This window comes from Rhodococcoides kyotonense (genome assembly GCF_001645385.1).
Lineage (GTDB): Bacteria > Actinomycetota > Actinomycetes > Mycobacteriales > Mycobacteriaceae > Rhodococcoides > Rhodococcoides kyotonensis_B.
This window is the reverse complement of sequence record NZ_LVHI01000012.1, coordinates 769,969-790,523: the sequence shown is the minus strand read 5'-3', so window position 1 is coordinate 790,523 and position 20,555 is coordinate 769,969. Positions and strand designations below refer to the sequence as shown.

The following is a 20,555-nucleotide window of genomic DNA, read 5'->3' as shown; positions in this document are numbered from 1 at the left end:
ACAATCACGATCGAAAGCAGAGATGTGAACGTCGACGAATTGGTGAGAGCCACGCTCCGCCGCAAAGTGGCATGTCTCGTCGTACTGCTGTGTGCCGTCGCGGCCGGCACGTACGGAGTCATGTCGTCGACCGACACGTACGAGTCCTCGGCGGTGGCGGTGGTCTATCCGCCCGGAGCAGGCGATATCGACGCCAAGCTGAACCCCTTCGTCAACCTGAACGACAACATGGGGCAGCTCGCGGCCGTCGCGGCCACGTTGCTGCAGTCGCCCGCCGCGGTGGCGCTCGTCGAAGAGGCCGGCGCCTCCGGCGAATACACCGTCACGTCGACGCTCGGAGACACCGCTTCCGCGCTGCGTCTGTCGCCTCAGCTGATGATCACCACCAGCGGACCCACCCCGGAAGCGGCGCAGGCGGGCGCCCAGGCGTTGCTCGACTATTCGTCCACTGCGCTCGCGCAACTGCAGGTACAGACGGGTGTGCGACCCAATACCGAAGCGTCCATCACGGCCGCCGTCATGCCCGAGCCGGGAGCACTCGTCGCGGCCAGCCCCCTCAAGGCGGCGGGCTCGTACGCGTTGGCGGTGCTCGTCGTCGGACTGCTCGGCATCGTCACCGTCGGCACGATCCTCGACCGCCGCAGGCCGAGACGCGACGCTCGGTCCGCGGTTCCGGTGGCCGACGAGACGATCCCCGAGACGATCCCCGAGACGACGGTGCCCGAGGCGGCGACCCCTGGGAAGGCAGCTCCGCCTGCCCGCCGCGCGACCGTCATCAGCGCATCGAAGTCTGTGACGGCTCACAATCCTCGGCGTGTCGCGGAACCCGCTCCGGCCCAGCCGGTTCGATCCGAATCAGTCGACGACGCGTCCGACGCCGACGATCAGACGGTCTCGGTCGGCGCCGAGTCGCGTGAGACCGAGGCCGACGACGCGGACACCGCGGCGTTCCCCGCTCAGGTCGACGTTTGGTCGGCTTTCGGGAATGCCAAGGCAGCCGAACCGACGAAGACCGAGTCGTCGTCCGACGACGCCAAGCCTGAGCGAGATCGTGTGTCGGTCCGGCCTCCCGGACGTGTTCATTCGACGGCCGCGCCGAAGCCGCCGGACTCGTCGAGCTACCAGGATTTCGATCCGTTCAACGTTCCGACGCCCCGGGATCCGAGGGTCGTGGAACAGCGGCGGACGGACTCGACCGATGGTTTCCCGGCGCGCACGACGACACCGGTGCGTGAGATCGAGCACGAGATCGACGACTACTACGGCGTCGAAGAGCGTGTGCACGTGCCGATCCGGTCGGGCCATCACGACTACCCGCGTTCGTCGATCAGCGGAGGCGGTCCGCGGCGGTGACCGTCGACCTTCCGGGACGGCAGATCCGGTTCGGTGCGCACGCGATACCGATCGGCGCTGCCGTCGTCGTCGTGGGTTCGGTGCTGCTGCTCGGTATGCGGCAGTCGTTCACCGTTCCCGGCGCCCTCGGCTTCAGCCCGGCGTCGCTGATCTTCTTCGGGTGCGGCCTGCTGTGGGTGCTGACGCGTATCGTCGGCCAGCGTTCGCGGGCCGAACTCGGAATCCTCTCTGCTGCTGTCGTTCTGTACGCCGTGGCCAGCCTCCTGTCGTTCGCGTCACTCGCCTCGAAGCCGACGAAGCCTGCGGTGCTGGCGAGTTCGCAGACCAACTTGATCACCGAGTTCGCGCTCGTCAGTGTCTTCTTCTTCATCGTCACGGTCATCCGGACACGAGAGGCCCTGGAATGGGTCGCAAAGGGTCTGGTCATCGGCGGCGCGATCAGCGCGACGTTCGGAATCATCCAGTACGGCACCGGAATGGACCTCGCGGCGATGCTGAAGCCGCCGCTGCTGAAAGACCACGGCTCGGTGCTCAGCGAAGCGCTCATGCGGGAAGGCTTCGCTCGACCGCAAGGAAGCGCCGGTCACCCGCTGGAACTCAGCGCAATTCTGACGGTACTGGTTCCGATCGCGCTGGGCGTCGTGTATTCCGCACGCGCGCAAGGACGTCGGTCGTGGCACTGGGCGGTACTCGCGGTCGTCCTCGTCGGTGGGGCAGCGTTGACGTTGTCTCGCTCGGCCGTCGTCGGCCTCGGTGTGGCGGTGCTGTTCATGGCGTGGAAATGGCCGGTGCGACGCGTACTGGCGCTCGTCGGCATCGTCGGCGTCCCGTTGGTCGTCGCCTACGTGACCGACTCGAAGCTTCTCAACGCGTTCGTGCAGATCTTCGCGACGAGCGGTACCGACTCCTCGCTGCAGTCTCGTGACCGCGGCCGCGCCTACGTGCTCGAGCACTTCTCCGACCACCTGTGGTTCGGAGAAGGCACCGCGACGTACTCCGCGCGCGGCTATCCCGTCCTGGACAACCAATACCTCGGCAGGCTCATGGAGGCCGGCGTGATCGGGGTGCTCGCGTTCGTTCTGTTGCTCGGCGCGGGATTCGGCGCCGCACTTGTCGCGTCACGACGCTTCTCGCAGCGAGCCGCACGAGCCGAGAATCGCGCCGACGCAGGCATGTTCGAGCTGACCCGGGGCATCGCGGCCGCCATCGCTGCCGTCGCCGTGATCGCGATCATCCTCGACATATCCGGATTCGCCCAGATCTGGCTGCTCATGTGGATCTTCCTGGCGCTCGCGGGCTCGGCGTTCTACATCGTCCGCGCCGAGGATTGCAACGATGCCTCCGGTTCGATCACCACGCCCGACGCGGATCGGCGAGCGACCGAAGAGCCGGAGCCACAGGCCGTCCGATGAGCAGACCGTCGGTGGTCCCGGCCTCGATTGCCTTGCGGTAGGCGACCATTGCGGCCTCGCATGCCGCGATCGTGTGGTCGACGTCGGCCTCGGTGTGCGCCGCCGAGATCACGAACGACTGTCCGAGAACGCCACACGTCAACAATTCCTGGAGGAACAGGGTCCGATATGCCTGCGACGGAACACCATCGGCGTCGCGGGTGACGAACACCTCGCACGACGGCCGTCCGATGACCTGCAGGTAGTCCGACAGTCCGGCGCGGTCGGCAGCGTCGTTGACGCCATCGGCGAGTGCAGTGCCCCTCGCCTCCATCACGGCAACGGGGTCCTGCTCGCGATAGGTCTGGAACACCGCCTTCATCGCGGCGAGTGACGTCGTCTCGGGTCCGTACGTCGTCGACATCAGGAACGCGCGCGGCAGGTTGGTGCGTAAACCGCCGCGCTCCATGTACTCTCGCTTGCCCGCCAGGGCGGACACGGCGAATCCGTTGCCCATCGCCTTCCCCCACGACGACAGATCCGGCGTGACGCCGTACACCGACTGAGCGCCGCCGGTGGCCCAGCGGAACCCGGTGATGATCTCGTCGAACAGCAGCAGTGCGCCTTCCTCGTCGCACAGTGCACGGACGCCCTCGAGGAAGCCCGGTTCGGGTTCGGCGGTACCCGTCGCGGCCTCCATGACGACGCATGCGATCCGTCCCGGATGCGCGTCGAAGACCGCACGCAGCGAATCGAGGTCGTTGTACGAGAACGGCAGCGTCAGATCGCGATAGGCCGACGGGATGCCTGCGTTCATCTCGGTCGTGCAGATGAACCAGTCGTCGGTGGAGAAGAACGGCTGACGGCACACCGCGACGAAGTCCCTGCCGGTGTGCGCGCGAGCAAGTTTGACGCCGGCAGAGGTCGCGTCGGAACCGTTCTTGCCGAACTTGACCATCTCTGCAGTCGGAACCAGATCCAGAAACGACTCGGCCACCTCGGCTTCCAACGCCGTGGGCCTGCTGAAGTTGTGGCCCCGGCGCGCGGCCTCGGTGACGGCGTCGACGACGGGCGGGTACGCGTGCCCCAGGGTGACCGAGCGAAGACCCATGCCGTACTCGACGTAGCAGTTGCCGTCGAGATCCCACACGTGTGCAGCCGATCCCGATTCGAGAACCGGGGCCATGTCGTCGGGGTACTGGTCGGCGCCGCGTGCATACGTGTGCGCGCCGCCGGGGATGACATCGTGCAGACGCGACTGAGCCGCAATCGATTTCGCGAATCCGCGATGACTGTGCAATGACGGCGATCCGCTGACGTTCATCGAGTGCCCTCCCGTATGTCGGTGCCGTGCAACCACCATCGTCCGCGCAGCTCGGGAATCGACGCGTCGAGTTCGCCGAGCAGGTCGGGCAGCGGCAGCAACACGACGTCGGGCTGTGCCGCAACCAGTTCCGCGGGAGAGATGATCGGAATGTCGGTGCCGGGCATGCGTCGGCCCCGCTTCGACGGGGACGCGTCGGCGACGCCGGCAAGCAGCGACCGCGTCAACCCTGCCATCGCGAACAGCGCGACCGCGCGGGATGCGGCACCGTACGCGAACACGACCTTGCCCGCACTCTTCAGCTCGACGAGCGAATCGTGCAGCATCGTCCGGTCTGTCTCCGCGGCACTGTGCAGCGCGCCGACGGTTTCCGCGTCGTCGATACCCGCTGCACGCTCAACATCCAGAATCTCGCGGACCGACGCGTCGGGAACGCCGGTTCGGGTGGCTGCCAGCAGGATGGTGCCGCCGTACAGCTCGAACGTCCACGCGGACCTCGCGACGAGGCCGACGCCCGCGAGCAGGTGCGTCAGCGACGTCAGCGAGTAGTACGCGAAGTGTCCGTGGCGCAACGCGTTCCATTGCCCTTCTCGCACGATCGCAGACAGCGTGTGGAACTGGATCAGCAGCACTCCGTCCTCGGCCAAAGACGCTGCGCGCACGGCGAACGCGTCGGCCTGGTCGGGTTCGTGCATGATGCCGAAGCAATCGAGCACGACGTCCGCCCGTTGCCCGGGCGCCACCTCGTCGACGCCGCGGTCCGACAACAGAGGGAGCCACGTTCCGCCGTGCGGGCTGCCGAACTCGCGAACGGTACTGCCGCGCAGCCATCCCGAACCGGCAACCACTGCAACGGCCTCCGCGGCCTGATCCGTCAGAGCCTGGGGTTCGATCCCGCGTGGTTCGTCGGCGACGGTGTCGTCGTCGGCCAACTGGGCCAGTGCGCACCTGCCGCACAACACCATTGCGAGCGGGTGGCGCGCGTCGTCGGAACCGGCGCTCGCATTTTGGGGAAACTGGTCCGCGGCGGGCACGGAGTGCAGGTCCAGGACGATATCGAGCTGATCGGAACCGCACCCGCGGCAGCGACGGCCGGTCATCGAATTCTCGCCATCGACGTGACTCGGCGCGCGAAATCGTTCATGATCGACGCATGCGAGTCGACTCCAGTGACATCGAGGGCGTTCTGCTGTTCGTCCCCCAACCGTTCCGAGACCAACGCGGTTTCTTCACAAGGACTTTCGACACCGAGATCTTCGACGCGCACGTTGCCGGCACCGAAGTATCGTCGACGAGTTTCACGCAGGACTCCCAGTCGCGTTCCGTGCGGGGAACGATCCGAGGGATGCACGGACGACTCGGCCGAGGTGAGGCGAAGCTCGTTCGATGCGCGCACGGCGCGGTGCTCGACGTGATCGTCGACGCCAGGCCCGGTTCCCCCACCTTCGGTGAGGTGCGTACGTTCCGTCTGGACGACGACACTCACGCGCACCTGTACATTCCTCCTGGCCTGCTGCACGGCTTCCAGGCGCTCACCGAGACGGCGGACGTCTGCTATCGCATCGACCGACCGCACGACCCGAGCGAGGACATCGGTGTCGCGTACGACGACGCCACCCTGGCCATCGAGTGGCCGCTCGAACCGACGGCCGTCAGCGACCGTGACCGCACCGCAGGCACGTGGAAGGATGCAGTCGAACGGCTCTGACCGAAGCGAAGGGGGCACGGCCGGTCAGACTTTCGCTCGAACGAATCGCATCGATTCGTCGATACGACCGGCATCCTGCAGGGCCTTCAGCTTCTTCAGGCGGGTGAACTGGTTGTCGAAGTTCTCGCGTGTGAGACCGGCGGCGGTGTACTCGCGGTAGAGCTCCTCCGCCCCGTCGAGCACACTCCACCGCGCCTGGTATCCGGGAAGCGCCTCGCGAATCGCGGAGAAGTCGACGCGGTACGACCGTGGATCGGCTCCGTGCTCACCCGTGATGTTCAGCGTGGAACCCGGAACGGTACGCACGACGGCGTCCGCGATGTCGGCGACGGTCACGTTGTTCGACTCGATGCCGACGTTGAAGGCGCGGGTGTGGATGCGGTCCACCGGGGCGGCGAGTGCCTCCACGAATGCCGACGCGATGTCCTGGGCGTGGACGAGCGGACGCCACGGGGTGCCGTCGGACAACACCAGGACCTCGCCCGACAGGACAGCGTGGCCCACGAGGTTGTTGAGCACGATGTCGGCGCGCAGTCGCGGCGAGAACCCGAATGCCGTTGCATTGCGGAGGAATACGGGACTGAAGCTGTCGTCTGCCAGGGCTGCGACGTCGTCCTCGACGCGCACCTTGCTCTCGGCGTACGGGGTCAGCGGCTTGAGGGGCGCGCTCTCCGACACCAGGTCCTCGCCGGCGGAGCCGTAGACCGAGCAGGTCGACGCGTACAGGAACCGGGACACACCCGCTTCCTTCGCCAGACGCGCAAGGCGGACTGAGGCGAAATGGTTGATGTCGTAGGTGATCTCGGGAGCGAGGGCGCCGAGCGGGTCGTTCGACAGCGCAGCGAGGTGGACGACCGCGTCGATTCCGGCCAACTGCTCGGCCGTCACGTCGCGTAGGTCGACTGCGAGGGTCTCCGGGTCCTGAACTGGCCGTCCGAGAATCGAATCCGCGAACAGTCCCGAGTCCAATCCGGTGACGGTGTGCCCGGCCTCGACGAGCGCGGGAACCATGACCGTGCCCAGGTAGCCTTGATGTCCGGTGACCAGTACTCGCATCAGTCAAGCTCCTACGAAATCGATGACGGTTTTCTCTACGACGAATGCTTCGGCGTAGCGAGACTTGCATTGCACTCCGCGTATGCGGCACAGGCCGAGGAAGGCGTCGGCGTCGAACCAGTCCTTGTCGGTCTGCGACGGGTACGACGCGTGCAGGAGTTCGACCTTCTCGCGTGCGATCTCGTCCGAGATCGGGTGATACAGAGAGGGAGTCGGCAGATCGGATTCCCATTTGAGAATTTCGTAGCCGAGGATCATGTGATCGCGGAACTCCGTCGGCGCGAGCGTCGCCAACTGGCGATGATCCTGGTGAGCGTCGTTCTTCTGGGGTGCGAACACCACGTCCGGCTCGCACGTGCGTCGGAACGCCGCCACCGTGTCCTTCGCGGCATCCCAGTGCGCGGGGGACCGGCCGTCGGGAATGTCGGTGACGGTGAGCCGCACGTCGGCACCGGGAAGAAACGCAGCCAGCGCCGTCTTCTCCTCGACCTCGCGTGCCCCACCGCCGCCGGTGAGGACGAGCGCATGCACCGTGAGGCCGGGGTTGGCCCGAGCGATCGTCAGCAGGGTGCCGCCCGCTCCGATGGCGATGTCGTCGCAGTGCGCGGCGAGCAGCGCTATCTCGCGGATCGAGCCGGAGGCGAAGGACTTCACGGAACGGCGACCAGTCCGAACGGGGCGGGCTCGGTCTCGGGATCTTTCTCCCACACCATCCATGGGCGAATACCCTTGTAGTAGTTCGCATCCAGCTCGGCGCGCTCCTTGAACGTGTCGGCGGGTTTCCAGAAACCGTTGTGCTGGTAGGCGAGAAGTCGACCCTCTCCTGCCAGCGTGCCGCATGCATCCTCGACGAGATCGCCGTTCGGAGGAATCAGATCGAACACTTCCTGGGACAGGGTGAAGTATCCGCCGTTCTCCCAGATCGGGAATTCGCTCACCGGCGTGATCTGCTTGACGGCGCCACCCGGAGCGACGTCGATGCAGTGGAACGACGACTGCGGCGGCACTGCGAGAAGCGAAGCGGCGGAACCGGAATCGACCGTGCGCGCGATCATCTTGTCGATCGGCGCGTCGGTCAGCGTGTCCGCGTAGTTGGCGAGGAAGTACTCGTCACCGCCGACGTACTTGCGGACGCGGCGCAGACGCTCACCGATGGGGGATTCGAGCCCGGTGTCGACGAACGTGATGGTCCAGTCGGCGATGTCGGAGTCCAGGAGCTCGACGGTGTCACCGCGCATGACGAAGTCGTTGGACTCGGTCTCCTTGTAGTTCAGGAAGTACTGCTTGATGTGCTCGCCGCCGTACCCGAGGCACAGGATGAACTCCTTGTGTCCGTAGTGCGCGTAGTACCGCATGACGTGCCACACCAGCGGGCGCGGTCCGACCAGCTGCATCGGCTTGGGCAGAGTGTCTCCACCGTCGTTGCGCATACGCATCCCGTATCCGCCACAGAAAAGTACGACCTTCATCTCAGTTCTCCTCCTTCGTTGCGGACGTGCGGGATTCGTGCAGTGTGGGCAGTGGATAGACGATCCGACCACCCCACTCGCGCACGTAGTCGAGTTGTGCGCTGATCTCGGTTTCGAGATTCCAGGGCAGAACGAGGACCACGTCGGGCCGGTCGACCGCGATGCGGTCGGGGTGATGGATCGGGATGCGCGTGCCGGGCGTGAACCTGCCGTGCTTGTACGGGTTTCGGTCCACCGTGTAGGCGAGCAGGTCGGGGCGGATGCCGCAGAAGTTGAGAAGGGTGTTGCCCTTGCCCGGTGCGCCGTAGCCGACGACGGACAGCCCGTCCTTCTTGCAGTCCAGCAGGAAGGAGAGAAGGTTCTGCCGGACCGCTTCGGAACGGGACTGCAGATCGAGGTATCCGGACGGTTCATGGAGGCCCGCAGCGCGTTCGACGGCGATGATCTCCTCGACGGCGGCGGACGGCGTCGCACCTGCTTCCGACGGTCTGGCCCACAACCGGATCGAACCGCCGTGTGTTCCGAGGCGTTCGACGTCGACGAGCTGTAAATCGGCCGTGGCCAACGCATTTCGCGCGGCGAGCACCGTGTAGTACTGGAAGTGTTCGTGATAGATGGTGTCGAACTGGGCGTGCGTCACCAATTCCATCGCGTGATGGACCTCGATGCTGACCGTGCCGTCGTCGGCCAGCAGAGTGCGCAAGGCCCGCGTGAAGCCCAGAAGGTCGGGGATGTGCGCGTACACGTTGTTGGCGACCACCAGATCGGCGGGCCCGTGCTCGTCGCGCACCTGCTGCGCCGACTCCTCGGTGAGAAAGGCCGTCAACGTCGGTACCCCTCGGTCGACTGCTGCACGACCGACGTTGACGGACGGTTCGATGCCCAGGCAGGGGATACCGCGCTCGACGACGTGCTGAAGCAGATAACCGTCGTTGCTGGCCACCTCGACGACGAACGACGACGCGTCGAGAGCCAGGCGGTCGGTCGCAGCGGCGACGAACGTGCGCGCGTGCTCGACCCAACTAGTGGAGTACGACGAGAAATAGGCGTACTCGACGAACGTGTCCTCTGGAGTGATCAGGCCGGGAATCTGCAGAAGCAAGCAGCGCTCGCACAGGCGTAGATGCAGCGGGTAAGTAGGCTCCGGGTCGTCCAGCTCGTGTGCGGTGAGGAACTTCTCGCACGGTGGGGTTGCCCCGAGGTCGAGAACACTGAGCAATTCGGTGTTGCCGCACAGCCTGCACGCAGCGGCGCTCTCGACGTCCGCCACGGTCGAATCGGCTTCCGGGTGTGTCAGATTCATGCAGAGCTACTTTCACGCGGACTCGACGCGAGTCGAGTCGGTTTCGTCGGTACGTCCGGCACCACCGCCAGGCGCGGAGCGAGCCGCACCGAACCGTGTGGTGACCGTTGGCATGCGACGACCCCGGATCGCAGTACCGATGCTTGCTATCTCCCGACAATATAGTCGAACGGTCTGTTTTGCACGAAATCGGACGCTTCGACCGGAGCGGTTGTCCTCCATCGCGTCGAGAAACCGCTGTAGAACCGGATTGGATGCGTAGAAACAAACCTGAAGTAGGATTTTCTGTTAGCCTGGCGATCGCACCGCTCGACGCGGTGCAGCGGCCGCGTCGGGGGCGGTCCGTTGCTCGTTGTGCCGGGAAATCAAGTCGCGTCGGGCGGCCCACGCCCACGCCGGCCGGCCACGAACGCGTCGACCGGTCATAGGGACGATCACGACGGAAGGCGACCACTTGACCAGCATCGACAGGGAGCTCCGAGCCCCGTCGGTTCCAGGAAGCCTCAGCGGCCAGTCCCGCGCAGAGTGGCAGAAGCGCTACTCGCACAGACCGGTCGTCAGTGACACGCTGGTCGTCGTTCTGTCCGTGACCTTCGCCCACTTCGGTCGCTTCGGCGCGGACACGGACTCCGGCTATCTGCCCGTCACCGTGGGCCTGATCGTCGCGTGGCTCATCGCCCTGGCAGCGTTTCGCAGCAGGTCTCCGCGCATCGTGGGTTCGGGCCCCGACGAGTACCGGCTCGTTCTGACCACGTCGTTCCGGTTGTTCGGGCTGCTCGCGATCGGAAGCCTGTTGTTTCAGATGGACGTCGCTCGGGGCTATCTCGCGATCGCGTTCCCGCTGGGCACCGCCGGTCTCCTCGTCACGCGTCGCGCGTGGCGTAAACGGCTCGCGCACGAGCGTGCACGGGGAACGTCGACGACGTCCCTTCTCGTGGTCGGGTCTCCCAGTGCCGCCACCGGCTTGATCCGGTCGCTGGAACGCGATCGGACGTCGGGATATCGCGTCCTCGGCTACTGCGCCCCCGACGCCGCCGGTGCGCCTGAATTCCTGACGGTGCATGGTCGATCGGTCCCGTTGCTCGGCAACGAGGACTCGGTTCTCGATGCGGTGCGCGCATGCGGCGCGGACACCGTCGCAGTCACCGCCACCGAACATCTGGGGCCCGTCGGTATCCGCAAGTTGTTGTGGGCGCTCGAACCCCACGACATCGACCTCGTCGTGGCACCCGGCGTCATGGACATCTCGGGCTCGCGCCTCGTGATGCGCCCCGCCGCGGACATTCCGCTCATCACCGTCGAGAAGCCGCAGTACGACGGGGCGGCGAAGTTCACCAAGAACGCATTCGACGTGGTCTTCGCGCTCACCGCGCTCGTGGTCGCTGCGCCGGTGATGCTGGCCATCGCCGTCGCCGTCAAATGCACCAGCCCGGGTCCGGTGTTCCATCGATCCGAACGCATGGGCCTCGACGGCACACCGTTCGAGATGATCAAGTTCCGCAGCATGGTCGTCGACGCCGAAGCCCACCTCGAGGCGCTGCTCGGGCGGAACGACTCCGACGGCGGCGTCCTGTTCAAGATGAAGGACGACCCGCGCGTCACCCGCGTCGGCAAGATCATCCGACGCCTCAGCCTCGACGAGCTTCCGCAGTTCTTCAACGTGCTGAAGCGCGATATGAGTGTGGTGGGCCCGAGGCCGCCGCTGCGCCGCGAGGTCGACGGCTACGACATCGACGTTCGACGACGCCTTCTGGTCAAGCCGGGTGTCACCGGATTGTGGCAGGTCAGCGGCCGGTCCGATCTGTCGTGGGAGGAATCGGTTCGGCTCGATCTGTCGTATGTCGAGAACTGGTCGATGAGCCAGGATCTGGTGATCATCGCCCGCACGGTTCGCGCTGTCACGAGACGCGAAGGAGCCTACTGACCAGGCGATCGATCAGGTGTAGTACACGACCCTCGGCCGTCCCAGGTAGCGTGTGACGCAATCGGGGCGATTCGAGCATGCCCCGCCGGACACGAACGAGGGTCTTTGCATGACTGTGTTGCTGGGGGTGTCCATGGGTGCCCACGCCGTACGTATGGCGCTGCCGCGTGGTGGTGCGGCCGTCGCGACACGCGTGGTTCCGTCGGACCCGCCGCAGCCGTTGTTCTTCAAGAACCAGGTCATCGACACCGTCGACGACGAAGTCGAGTACCTGGCCGCCGAGTCGATCAGCGCGGTCGCGGCGGAGTCGGAACCGCATCTGAGCACCGGCGTCGCCTATCGCGACGCGCGGCAGGCCGACACTCTGCATCGCGCGCTCGAGAACCAGCACCTGCAGAACTACTCCCTCATCCACGAGGTCGAGGCGGTCATCGAGTACCTCGTCGCGAGCGGTGAAGCAGCGGGGCACTCGACGGTCGCGCTGTACGACCTCGGAAGCTCCGGCCTGAACGTCAGCGTCGTCGACCTGAGGGCTCGCCGGGTCGTCGCGTCGAGTCGTAGCACCGAGTTCAGCGGCGATCTGTTCGACGACGTTCTCCGGGACAACCAGCTCGACAGGCTGGGCAAGCCGAGCGACGACGCCGACATCGAGCTGTTCGAACGGCGATGCCGTGTCGCGAAGGAACGGTTGTCGAGCAACGACGCCGTGTGCCTGCCCGACGCGAGCGGAATGATCCTGCTCTCGCGTGACAGCTTCGAGTCGCTCATCGGCGACACCGTGGACAGGTCGATCGAGTTCGCGCGCGACGTGCTCATCAGCGCGCACGTGCCCATCGACGCCGTCGTGCTCATCGGTGGAGGTTCGCGCATTCCGCTCGTTCGCGAGCGCGTCGGACGATCGCTGGATCTGCCCGCGATCACCCCGAACGAGCCGGAGTCGGTCGCTGCCCGCGGCGCCGCGCTGTCGGCGAGGTCGACGGCCGCACCCGCCGTCGAACGGCCTCGGCCTCCGGCGCGTCCGATACCCGTGCGTGCTCCGCGTGAAGGCGCGCCGCAGCGATCACCGCGGCCCACGGACGCGACACCCACCATTTCCATTGCGCGAGAAGATCTTCCGCGACTCCAGGGATCGATGCCCGTCACGCAGCAGGTGCCCGCGGTGTCCGACGAGCCGCCGACGCGTCGGGCTCCCGTGGCACCGGAGCCTGTGCCCGAGACGAGCTCGGCTCCCGTGAAGTCCCCGCACTTCGCGCTCTCCAACGTCTACTGGCTCGACGCCGACTTCGACGACTCCGACGGCGAGAACGACGAGGAACGCAAGCGTCGCCTCGTCCGTGGATGGTCGGTCGCGGGAGTCGCGGCCGCGGCCGTCGTCGCCGCAGGTGCGTTCCTGTTCACCCAGCAGAACGACGCTCCGGTGGTCCAGACGTCGGTGACGAACACGCAGACCGAAGCTCCGGCTGCGACGTCTGCCCCGGCCCCGACGACATCGGCCCCGGCAGCGACGTCGGAGGTGCCGGTCGTGCTTCCTCCGCCGCCGGCCCCGGCCCCCACGACGACCGTGGAGGAGTCTGCACCTGCACCCGCGCCTCAGGTGGTTCCGGACACGTCGGACGCAGTCACCCAGCCGGCGCCGACGCAGGAGGCACCGACTCAGCAGTCGCCGCAGCAACCGGCACCTGCACCGGCTCCACCTGCACCGTTGATTCCGGGTCTGCCGGACTTCACGCTGCCGGTGCTACCGCCGCTGTTCCCGCCTGCTCCTTAGAATCAGTCCGTGACGGGCGTGCGTTGTCCGCGCGGCCGAATGTGTTCGAAGATCAGGATCGTCTCGGTCGCCGCGACGGCGGGGTGCGCACTGAGGTTGTCGACGACGAAGTGCCGCAGTGCGACGGTGTCGACGGTCGCCACGTGGATGAGAAAGTCGTCGGCGCCTGCGATGAAGTAGATGTTCGATGTCTCCGGCAGCGCAGCGATCTGCTCGCCGAACTCGCTGATGCGTCGTCGGGCGTCGGCCTGTAGGCGCACCGAGATCATCGCCTGGATGCCTTGCCCGAGCGCGTCGGGATCGATCTCCGCGTGAAAGCCTCGGATGACGCCGCGTTCGACGAGTGACCGGACGCGGCCGAGTGCGGTGGACGGCGCGATACCGGCCGCGGCGGCAAGAGCATTGTTGGGCATGCGGGCGTCGCGACGTAGTTCGTCGATGAGGATGTGGTCGATCGCGTCGAGCGGTGCGCGTCGAACATCGTTCGATCCGGCCGAGCCCGAACGTGCTGAATCCGAATTATCTGCCGCCATGTCGTCACCCTACAGAATTATGTTCACACCTGTTGTGGGTATTTCTCCCGATAATTCATAGTGGGGACATCCATCGGACCCCTGCTCTGGAGGCGGCAATGAAGATCGGAATTCCGCGCGAGATCAAGAACCACGAATACCGGGTGGCGGTCACTCCGGCAGGCGTGCACGAACTGATCTCGCATGGACACGACGTGGTCATCGAGTCCGAGGCGGGCGTGGGTTCGTCGTTCTCGGACACCGACTACAAGGCCGCGGGTGCGCAGATTCTCGTCGATGCGAACGACGTCTGGGCCGAGGCGGATCTGCTCGTCAAGGTCAAAGAACCTGTAGCAGAAGAGTATTCGCGACTACGTGCGGATCAAGTGTTGTTCACGTACCTCCATCTCGCCGCGTCGAAGGCCTGCGCGGACGCGCTGTCGGCGTCGGGGACGACGGCCATCGCGTACGAAACCGTCACCGCACCCGACGGGTCGCTACCTCTGTTGGCGCCGATGAGCGAGGTTGCCGGTCGTCTCGCGCCCCAGGTCGGGGCGTATCACATGATGGCCAGCGGCGGTGGGCGCGGCGTTCTGATGGGCGGTGTGCCGGGAGTCCGGCCAGCACACGTCGTCGTCATCGGCGCAGGCGTTGCGGGGCGGAATGCGGTCGCGATCGCGCACGGTATGCACGCCGACGTCACCGTCCTCGACCTGAATGTAAAGGCGCTTCGAGCGATCGACGACGCGTACCACGGGTCGGTGAAGACCGTCGTCTCCAATGCGCTCGAGCTCGAGCAGGCCGTACTCGGTGCGGACATGGTGATCGGTGCCGTGCTGGTGCCCGGGGCGAAGGCGCCGAAGTTGGTGTCGAACAGCCTCGTTCAGCGTATGAAGCCGGGTTCGGTACTCGTCGACATCGCGATCGACCAAGGCGGATGCTTCGAGGACTCGGTTCCGACGACGCATGACGACCCGACGTACCGCGTCCACGAGTCGGTGTTCTACTGCGTCGCGAACATGCCGGGCGCGGTGCCGCACACCTCGACCTACGCGCTGACGAACGCGACGTTGCCTTACGTCGTCGCCCTGGCCGACAAGGGGTGGGAGGCCGCGACCGCCGCCGATCCCGGTTTGAAGGCGGGGTTGATTGCGGCTGCGCCACCCATGCGCGGATAGTCGGCCTCTGGGCCAACTATCCACGCACGACCGCGCAGCGGCACTATTTGGAATGCCGCCCGGACTTCTTCGTCGGAACGCCGCCGGGTCGCGCGAGAAGCGCCGCGATGGCCGTCGTGAGGGGTACGGACAGCGCGAGCGAGATGCCGCCCACCGAGGATCGAACGATCTCGATGGCCACGGCGTCACCCGTCAGCACATCCTGAATGGATCTGCCTGCGACCGAGAACAGCAGCAGCAGCGGCAGTGCGCCACCGGCATAGGCCAGCACGAGTGTGTACACCGTGCTCGCGATGTGGTCGCGGCCCACGCGCATCGCCGACGAGAAGATGTGGCGTCGCGTCGTCGTCGAATCGGCCCCGGCGATTTCGAACGCGGCCGACGCCTGGGTGATCGTGACGTCGTTGAGCACGCCGAGCGATCCGATGATGAAACCCGCGAGCAGCAGGCCGGTGATGCTGACGTGTTGGATGTAGGCCTGCACGTCGGTGTTCTGTTCCTCCGACAGACCGGTCAGGTGGGTCATGCGGATGGCGACGTAGGACAGAACGGCTGCGAGCGCCATCGACGTCAAGGTTCCGAGCAGTGCGGACGACGTCCGAAGATTCACTCCGTGCGCCAGATACAGCACGGCGTACAGAATGATCGACCCCGCGACGAGGGCGACCGGAATGGCAGGAGCGCCGTCGAGAAGCGCGGGCAGCATGAACACCACGAGCACGGCGAACGCGATGATCAGACCGATCAGCGCACGGAAACCACGCCACCGGGCGACGATGCAGATCACGACCGCGAAGACAGCGACGATCAATGCAAGTGGAAGGCCTCGCGAGAAGTCGTTGAACGAGTACTGCGTCGTACCGCTCGGGTCGGTCTGACGGACGAGCCGGATGCTCTCACCGGTGCGGAGATCGGGTTGCCCTGGCCCCGGGACGATTTCGAGCAGAGTCTTCGTGCCGGCGTTCGGCCCCGATTCGATGGCGACGATGCTGCGCTGACAGTCGTAGCCGGCGCTGACGGGCGGCGTCGGATTGCCGGTGAAGACGCGACCGGCCGACGCGCTACCGCACGCGCCGATGTCCTGCGAGACGACGGTCCCGGCCTCGGTGGTGACAGCGCCGCCGCCGGACGTCTGAAACGGAAGCGGAATGTCGACGTGCTGCTCGGACGGCCACAGCACGATCGCACCCGCGACGACGGCGAGACCGATCGCGACGAGAAGTCCTACGACGATGCGGGCTGCGAGAGGGGTGAGAGGCGCCGGGGCGTCGGAATGCCCGTGTCCGTGACCGTGTGACTCCACAGGTGCAAGAGTAGGTGCCGGGATGAGGAGCGCGGTGGCGGGGAGCAGGGGGGGCGTCCCCCGCCACCTTCCTGATCGTCCCGGGGGGGATGGGATACGACCAGTGCTCGGGCACACGAAGTGCCGCCCGCTAATCTACAGACTTCGCGTCGGTTTGGGGCCGATCGAGGTATGTTTTTTGCATCACTTTCAACCACTTCGGTGGATTCTCCACCGGTTCCCGACGACGTGAACGCGCGACGAACTCTTTTCCGACGCTATTGCGTGTACGACGCGAGGAAGTTACCGAAGCGTTCGATGGCGACGGAAAGGTCCCGCGCCCACGGGAGTGTCACGATGCGAACGTGATCGTGGCCCGGCCAGTTGAACCCGGTGCCCTGCACGACGAGGATCTTCTCCTGCAGAAGCAGATCCTGCACGAGCCGTTCGTCGTCGTGAATCTCGTGCACTTCGGGATCGAGACGCGGGAACGCGTACAGCGCGCCACGGGGCTTCACACACGAGACGCCAGGAATCTCGTTGAGCTTCTCCCACGCCACGTCGCGCTGCTCGAGCAGGCGGCCGCCGGGAAGAATCAGATCCTCGATGCTCTGGTGACCGCCGAGCGCGACCTGAATGGCGTGCTGTGCAGGCACGTTCGGGCACAGGCGTGTCGACGCCAACAGGTCGATGCCCTCGATGAACCCGGCCGCGTGTTCCTTGGGCCCTGTGATCGCGAGCCATCCGGCTCGGTAACCCGCGACCCGATACGCCTTCGACAGCCCGTTGTACGTCAGGCACAGCAGGTCGGGAGCGAGGCTCGCGAGCGAGGTGTGCTTGGCGTCGTCGTACAGGATTCGGTCGTAGATCTCGTCGGCGAGCAGAAGTAGCTGGTGGCGTCGTGCCAGGTCGACGATGCCCTGCAGCACCTCGGTCGAGTAGACCGCACCCGTCGGATTGTTCGGATTGATGACCAGCAGCGCCTTGGTGCGCGGGGTGATCTTCGATTCGATGTCGGCGAGGTCGGGGTTCCAGTCGTTGTCCTCGTCGCACAGGTAATGCACGGCCTTGCCGCCGGACAGCGTCGTCATCGCCGTCCACAGCGGGTAGTCGGGTGCCGGGATGAGCACCTCGTCCCCGTCGTCGAGCAGCGCCTGCATCGTCATCGTGATGAGCTCAGAGACGCCGTTGCCGAGGTAGACGTCGTCGACATCGAGCTCGGGGAATCCTGGCTCGAGCTCGTACCGGGTGACGATCGCACGACGGGCCGACAGGATGCCCTTGGACTCCGAATAGCCCTGCGCGTACGGCAGCGCGGCGATCATGTCACGCATGATGACGTCGGGCGCTTCGAAACCGAACGGCGCAGGGTTGCCGATGTTGAGCTTGAGGATGCGGTGTCCCTCGGCCTCCAGCCTCGCCGCGTGCGCGTGTACCGGACCCCGGATCTCGTAGAGAACGTTCTGCAGCTTGGTGGACTGCTGCAGCGGGCGGTGAATACGCGGCTGGTGGCTCTGGTGCGGATGGCTCACAACCCCATCGTGCCAGGTGTGCATTCTGCGCTGCCAGTCCACCTGGGTGCCGATGTCGGTGCTCGGTGCGACAATCGGTCGCATGTGCGGACGGTATGCCAGTACCCAGACAGACAGTGATCTGCGTGCGGTCTTCGACATCGCCGAGACGGTCGGCGACGAGCTTCCGCCGGCGTACAACGTCGCGCCCACGCAGACGGTCAGGACGGTTCTCGAGCGGGCACCCAAGGACGAACCCGAGGCCGACGCCGTCCGCCAACTCCGGTCGGTGAGGTGGGGTCTGATCCCGTCGTGGGCCAAGGACGCCAAGATCGGGAGCCGCCTGATCAACGCGAGGTCCGAGACGATCACCGAGAAGCCGTCGTTCAAGAAGGCGGCCGCCCGTCGCCGCTGCATCGTCCCCGCCGACGGCTACTACGAGTGGGAGAAGCGCGACGGCCAGAAGGTCCCGTACTTCCTACACGAGGAGGGGGTACTGGCAATGGCAGGCCTGTACGAGCTGTGGCGCGATCCGGCCAAACCCGAGGACGATCCCGATCGCTGGCTGTGGTCGGTGACGGTGTTGACTTCTCCTGCCGCGGACGCACTCGGACACATCCACGATCGGTCGCCCGTCATCGTCCCCGAGAACATGCGGTCCGACTGGCTGAATCCGGCCATCACCGATCTGAACTCGGTGCAGGAGATGCTCGCGGCCATCCCGGAACCCAGGCTGGTCCCCTACGAGGTCAGCACGGCCGTCAACAGCGTCAGGAACAACAGCCCGGAATTGTTGACACCGGTCGGGTAATACTGGTCGTCGTGACTCGTACCGCGCTGCCCTTCGGATCCTGGCCGTCTCCCATTTCCGCGACCGACCTGTCGGCCAGCGGACATCCGGTGGAGAGCGGGCGCTTCGTCGGCGACCAGATCTGGTGGTCGGAGATGCGTCCCACCGAGAACGGTCGCACGACCATCTGTCGCTACACCGACGGCCGCGTCGAGTCGCTGCTCCCCGAGCCGTTCAACGCGCGCACTCGCGTGCACGAGTACGGCGGCGGCGCGTGGGCCGCCACCGACGACGGCCGAATCGTGTTCTCGGAGTTCTCCGATCAGCGCGTCTACCTTGCCGTGCCAGGCGAGACGCCGGTTCCGTTGACCGACAAGCCGGACGTCGCGGCATCGGTCAGGTTCGCCGAACTGTCGGTTGTCGGCGACGAGGTCTTCGCGGTACGTGAGACCCACGAGGGCGACGAGATCCGCCGAGACATCTGCGCAATCGCATTGAACGGCAAAGGAATTCGATCGATAGTCTCCGGCTCCGACTTTCTGGCGTACCCGCGTCTGTCGCCCGACGGCAGCAAGCTTGCCTGGATTGCGTGGAACCATCCGCAGATGCCGTGGGACGGAACGGAATTGCGCGTCGCGGATCTGGCGACCGGGACGTGGGAGACCGTGCTCGGCGGCACCGAGGAATCGGTGCTCCAGCCGGAGTGGATCGACGAGACGTCGCTGTACGTCGTCAGCGACCGCACCGGATGGTGGAACCTCTACACGGTCGCGCTCGGCGGCGACGTCACGCCGTTGTACCCGGCCGAGGCGGACTTCGGCGCGCCGCTGTGGCAACTCGGTGCGCGCTGGTACTCGATTCTCGACGACGGAAAGCTGCTCACCGTCCGCACTGTCGGCACCGAGACGCTCGGCGTTCTCGATCCCGCCACCGGCGCGATGGACGACATCGACCTCGGGCCGCTGACGTCGGTGTCGCTGGGTGGCCGTCGCGGTTCGCTCGTACTGCTCAAAGCCGGTGGTGCACAGAGCCCGGGCGGTCTGCGGCAGCTCGACCTCTCCACGCGAGAAGTCACCGACATTCGGTCGAGCATCGAAACGATTCCCGACGCCGAGTACCTCCCGCAGGGGGAAGCCAGAACTTTCCAGGGCCCCGAGCGCGAAGTGCACGCCATCGTCTACGCGCCACGCAACCCCGAGTACGAAGGGCTGGACGGGGAGTTGCCGCCGTACGTCGCTTTCGTGCACGGTGGCCCGACAGCGCACGTCGCGCCCGCGCTCAACCCGGTCTTCGCCTACTTCACCAGCCGCGGAATCGGAGTCATCGACGTCAACTACGGCGGGTCGAGTGGGTACGGCCGCGAGTACCGCAACCGGCTCCGTGGACAGTGGGGGATCGTCGACGTCGAGGACACCGTCGCCGCCGTTCGGGGTCTTGCCGACGCGGGCCTCGCCGACCCTGCACGATTGGCCATCGAAGGCGGTTCCGCCGGCGGGTGGACGGTCTTGGCGGCCTTGACGTCGTCGAACGTATTCGCTTGTGGCGCTTCGTACTACGGCGTTGCAGAACTGGAACTGTTCGTCGCCGAGACGCACGACTTCGAATCCCGGTACATCGACGGGCTGATCGGCCCGCTGCCCGAGGCGATCGACCTGTACCGGACTCGGGCGCCGGTCAACAACGTCGACGGTTTGTCGTGCCCGGTGCTGCTGCTGCAGGGGCTGTCGGACCCCATCGTGCCCCCGTCACAGGCCGAGCGTTTCCGTGACGCGATGGTACGCAAGGGAATTCCGCACGCGTACCTCGCGTACGAGGGGGAGTCGCACGGTTTCCGCAAGCTCGAAACACAGGTGAACGCGCGCGAATCCGAGTTGTCGTTCTACGGCCAGGTGCTCGGATTCACCCCGCCGGGAATTCCCGAACTCGAGCTGTGGAGGCCGTGATCGGGGGAGGTCGGGAGCTGCGGGGTAGCTAGCACCGCTGTTG

At 66.0% G+C, this 20,555-nt stretch carries 17 protein-coding genes; 8 read left to right on the top strand and 9 right to left on the bottom strand.

Features of this window, described 5'->3' with window-relative positions; all coding sequences use genetic code 11:
• The first annotated feature begins 24 nt into the window (after positions 1–24).
• The gene (locus tag A3K89_RS11730) at positions 25–1,353 is read left to right on the top strand and encodes a hypothetical protein (protein WP_068425491.1); all 1,329 of its coding nucleotides are present in this window, start codon (positions 25–27) and stop codon (positions 1,351–1,353) included.
• On the top strand, positions 1,350–2,765 hold the full coding sequence (locus A3K89_RS11725) for an O-antigen ligase family protein (protein ID WP_068425488.1): 1,416 nt from the start codon (positions 1,350–1,352) through the stop codon (positions 2,763–2,765). The genes A3K89_RS11730 and A3K89_RS11725 overlap by 4 nt, the downstream gene beginning before the upstream one ends.
• Here A3K89_RS11725 and A3K89_RS11720 read toward each other — a convergent pair.
• Both A3K89_RS11720 and A3K89_RS11715 read right to left on the bottom strand, forming a co-directional pair.
• Positions 2,704–4,068 carry a glutamate-1-semialdehyde 2,1-aminomutase gene (locus A3K89_RS11720; protein WP_068425486.1) on the bottom strand — a complete coding sequence of 455 codons (1,365 nt, stop codon included), beginning with the start codon at positions 4,066–4,068 and terminating at the stop codon, positions 2,704–2,706. The genes A3K89_RS11725 and A3K89_RS11720 overlap by 62 nt on opposite strands.
• A complete protein-coding gene (locus A3K89_RS11715) occupies positions 4,065–5,168 on the bottom strand; it encodes a transferase (RefSeq protein ID WP_068425484.1) in 1,104 nt (367 codons plus the stop codon). Before A3K89_RS11715 ends, A3K89_RS11720 begins: the two co-directional genes overlap by 4 nt.
• Before the next feature lie 53 nt (positions 5,169–5,221).
• Here A3K89_RS11715 and A3K89_RS11710 point away from each other — a divergent pair, with 53 nt between their 5' ends.
• On the top strand, positions 5,222–5,776 hold the full coding sequence (locus tag A3K89_RS11710) for a dTDP-4-dehydrorhamnose 3,5-epimerase family protein (protein WP_068425480.1): 555 nt from the start codon (positions 5,222–5,224) through the stop codon (positions 5,774–5,776).
• A gap of 24 nt (positions 5,777–5,800) precedes the next feature.
• Here A3K89_RS11710 and A3K89_RS11705 read toward each other — a convergent pair whose 3' ends face one another.
• From A3K89_RS11705 to A3K89_RS11690, 4 genes are read right to left on the bottom strand one after another with little or no spacing between them, the layout of a single operon-like run.
• On the bottom strand, positions 5,801–6,832 hold the full coding sequence (locus A3K89_RS11705; RefSeq protein WP_068425478.1) for an NAD-dependent epimerase/dehydratase family protein: 1,032 nt from the start codon (positions 6,830–6,832) through the stop codon (positions 5,801–5,803).
• Positions 6,833–6,835: 3 nt separating this feature from the next.
• Positions 6,836–7,486: a PIG-L deacetylase family protein gene (locus tag A3K89_RS11700; RefSeq protein WP_068425472.1), complete on the bottom strand. Its 651-nt coding sequence runs from the start codon at positions 7,484–7,486 to the stop codon at positions 6,836–6,838.
• Positions 7,483–8,301 carry a glucose-1-phosphate cytidylyltransferase gene (locus tag A3K89_RS11695; protein WP_068425469.1) on the bottom strand — a complete coding sequence of 273 codons (819 nt, stop codon included), beginning with the start codon at positions 8,299–8,301 and terminating at the stop codon, positions 7,483–7,485. Before A3K89_RS11695 ends, A3K89_RS11700 begins: the two co-directional genes overlap by 4 nt.
• Before the next feature lies 1 nt (position 8,302).
• The gene (locus tag A3K89_RS11690) at positions 8,303–9,604 is read right to left on the bottom strand and encodes a class I SAM-dependent methyltransferase (protein WP_068425466.1); all 1,302 of its coding nucleotides are present in this window, start codon (positions 9,602–9,604) and stop codon (positions 8,303–8,305) included.
• Positions 9,605–10,058: 454 nt separating this feature from the next.
• Between A3K89_RS11690 and A3K89_RS11685 the strand changes: the two genes are divergently transcribed.
• Both A3K89_RS11685 and A3K89_RS11680 read left to right on the top strand, forming a co-directional pair.
• Positions 10,059–11,528, top strand: a complete 1,470-nt coding sequence (locus A3K89_RS11685) for a sugar transferase (RefSeq protein WP_068425463.1) — start codon at positions 10,059–10,061, stop codon at positions 11,526–11,528.
• Positions 11,529–11,637: 109 nt separating this feature from the next.
• On the top strand, positions 11,638–13,296 hold the full coding sequence (locus A3K89_RS11680; RefSeq protein ID WP_068425460.1) for an Hsp70 family protein: 1,659 nt from the start codon (positions 11,638–11,640) through the stop codon (positions 13,294–13,296).
• 2 nt (positions 13,297–13,298) lie between these two features.
• On the opposite strand, the gene A3K89_RS11675 is transcribed toward A3K89_RS11680, so the two are convergent.
• Positions 13,299–13,829, bottom strand: coding sequence for an Lrp/AsnC family transcriptional regulator (locus tag A3K89_RS11675; RefSeq protein WP_068425454.1), 531 nt, complete (start codon positions 13,827–13,829; stop codon positions 13,299–13,301).
• 98 nt (positions 13,830–13,927) lie between these two features.
• Between A3K89_RS11675 and ald the strand changes: the two genes are divergently transcribed.
• Positions 13,928–14,986, top strand: a complete 1,059-nt coding sequence (gene ald / locus A3K89_RS11670; RefSeq protein ID WP_068425451.1) for an alanine dehydrogenase — start codon at positions 13,928–13,930, stop codon at positions 14,984–14,986.
• A gap of 43 nt (positions 14,987–15,029) precedes the next feature.
• On the opposite strand, the gene A3K89_RS11665 is transcribed toward ald, so the two are convergent.
• Both A3K89_RS11665 and A3K89_RS11660 read right to left on the bottom strand, forming a co-directional pair.
• Entirely contained in the window at positions 15,030–16,289 is a 1,260-nt protein-coding gene (locus A3K89_RS11665) for a YibE/F family protein (RefSeq protein ID WP_068425447.1), read from the bottom strand.
• 257 nt (positions 16,290–16,546) lie between these two features.
• Positions 16,547–17,884, bottom strand: coding sequence for a pyridoxal phosphate-dependent aminotransferase (locus tag A3K89_RS11660; RefSeq protein WP_371828795.1), 1,338 nt, complete (start codon positions 17,882–17,884; stop codon positions 16,547–16,549).
• Between A3K89_RS11660 and A3K89_RS11655 the strand changes: the two genes are divergently transcribed.
• Positions 17,883–18,590 (top strand): SOS response-associated peptidase, encoded by a 708-nt coding sequence (locus tag A3K89_RS11655; RefSeq protein ID WP_068426203.1) that lies wholly within the window; start codon positions 17,883–17,885, stop codon positions 18,588–18,590. The genes A3K89_RS11660 and A3K89_RS11655 overlap by 2 nt on opposite strands.
• Positions 18,591–18,601: 11 nt before the next feature.
• Positions 18,602–20,512, top strand: a complete 1,911-nt coding sequence (locus A3K89_RS11650) for a dipeptidyl-peptidase 5 (protein WP_068425444.1) — start codon at positions 18,602–18,604, stop codon at positions 20,510–20,512.
• The last annotated feature ends 43 nt before the right edge of the window (positions 20,513–20,555 follow it).

Excerpts from the sequence above, each read along its gene's own strand:
- A3K89_RS11720 (WP_068425486.1), bottom strand. The coding sequence starts at position 4,068 with ATGAACGTCAGCGGATCGCCGTCATTGCACAGTCATCGCGGATTCGCG.
- A3K89_RS11715 (WP_068425484.1), bottom strand. The coding sequence starts at position 5,168 with ATGACCGGCCGTCGCTGCCGCGGGTGCGGTTCCGATCAGCTCGATATC.
- A3K89_RS11710 (WP_068425480.1), top strand. The coding sequence starts at position 5,222 with ATGCGAGTCGACTCCAGTGACATCGAGGGCGTTCTGCTGTTCGTCCCC.
- A3K89_RS11705 (WP_068425478.1), bottom strand. The coding sequence starts at position 6,832 with ATGCGAGTACTGGTCACCGGACATCAAGGCTACCTGGGCACGGTCATG.
- A3K89_RS11695 (WP_068425469.1), bottom strand. The coding sequence starts at position 8,301 with ATGAAGGTCGTACTTTTCTGTGGCGGATACGGGATGCGTATGCGCAAC.
- A3K89_RS11690 (WP_068425466.1), bottom strand. The coding sequence starts at position 9,604 with ATGAATCTGACACACCCGGAAGCCGATTCGACCGTGGCGGACGTCGAG.
- A3K89_RS11680 (WP_068425460.1), top strand. The coding sequence starts at position 11,638 with ATGACTGTGTTGCTGGGGGTGTCCATGGGTGCCCACGCCGTACGTATG.
- A3K89_RS11675 (WP_068425454.1), bottom strand. The coding sequence starts at position 13,829 with ATGGCGGCAGATAATTCGGATTCAGCACGTTCGGGCTCGGCCGGATCG.
- ald (WP_068425451.1), top strand. The coding sequence starts at position 13,928 with ATGAAGATCGGAATTCCGCGCGAGATCAAGAACCACGAATACCGGGTG.
- A3K89_RS11655 (WP_068426203.1), top strand. The coding sequence starts at position 17,883 with ATGTGCGGACGGTATGCCAGTACCCAGACAGACAGTGATCTGCGTGCG.
- A3K89_RS11660 (WP_371828795.1), bottom strand. The coding sequence starts at position 17,884 with ATGCGACCGATTGTCGCACCGAGCACCGACATCGGCACCCAGGTGGAC.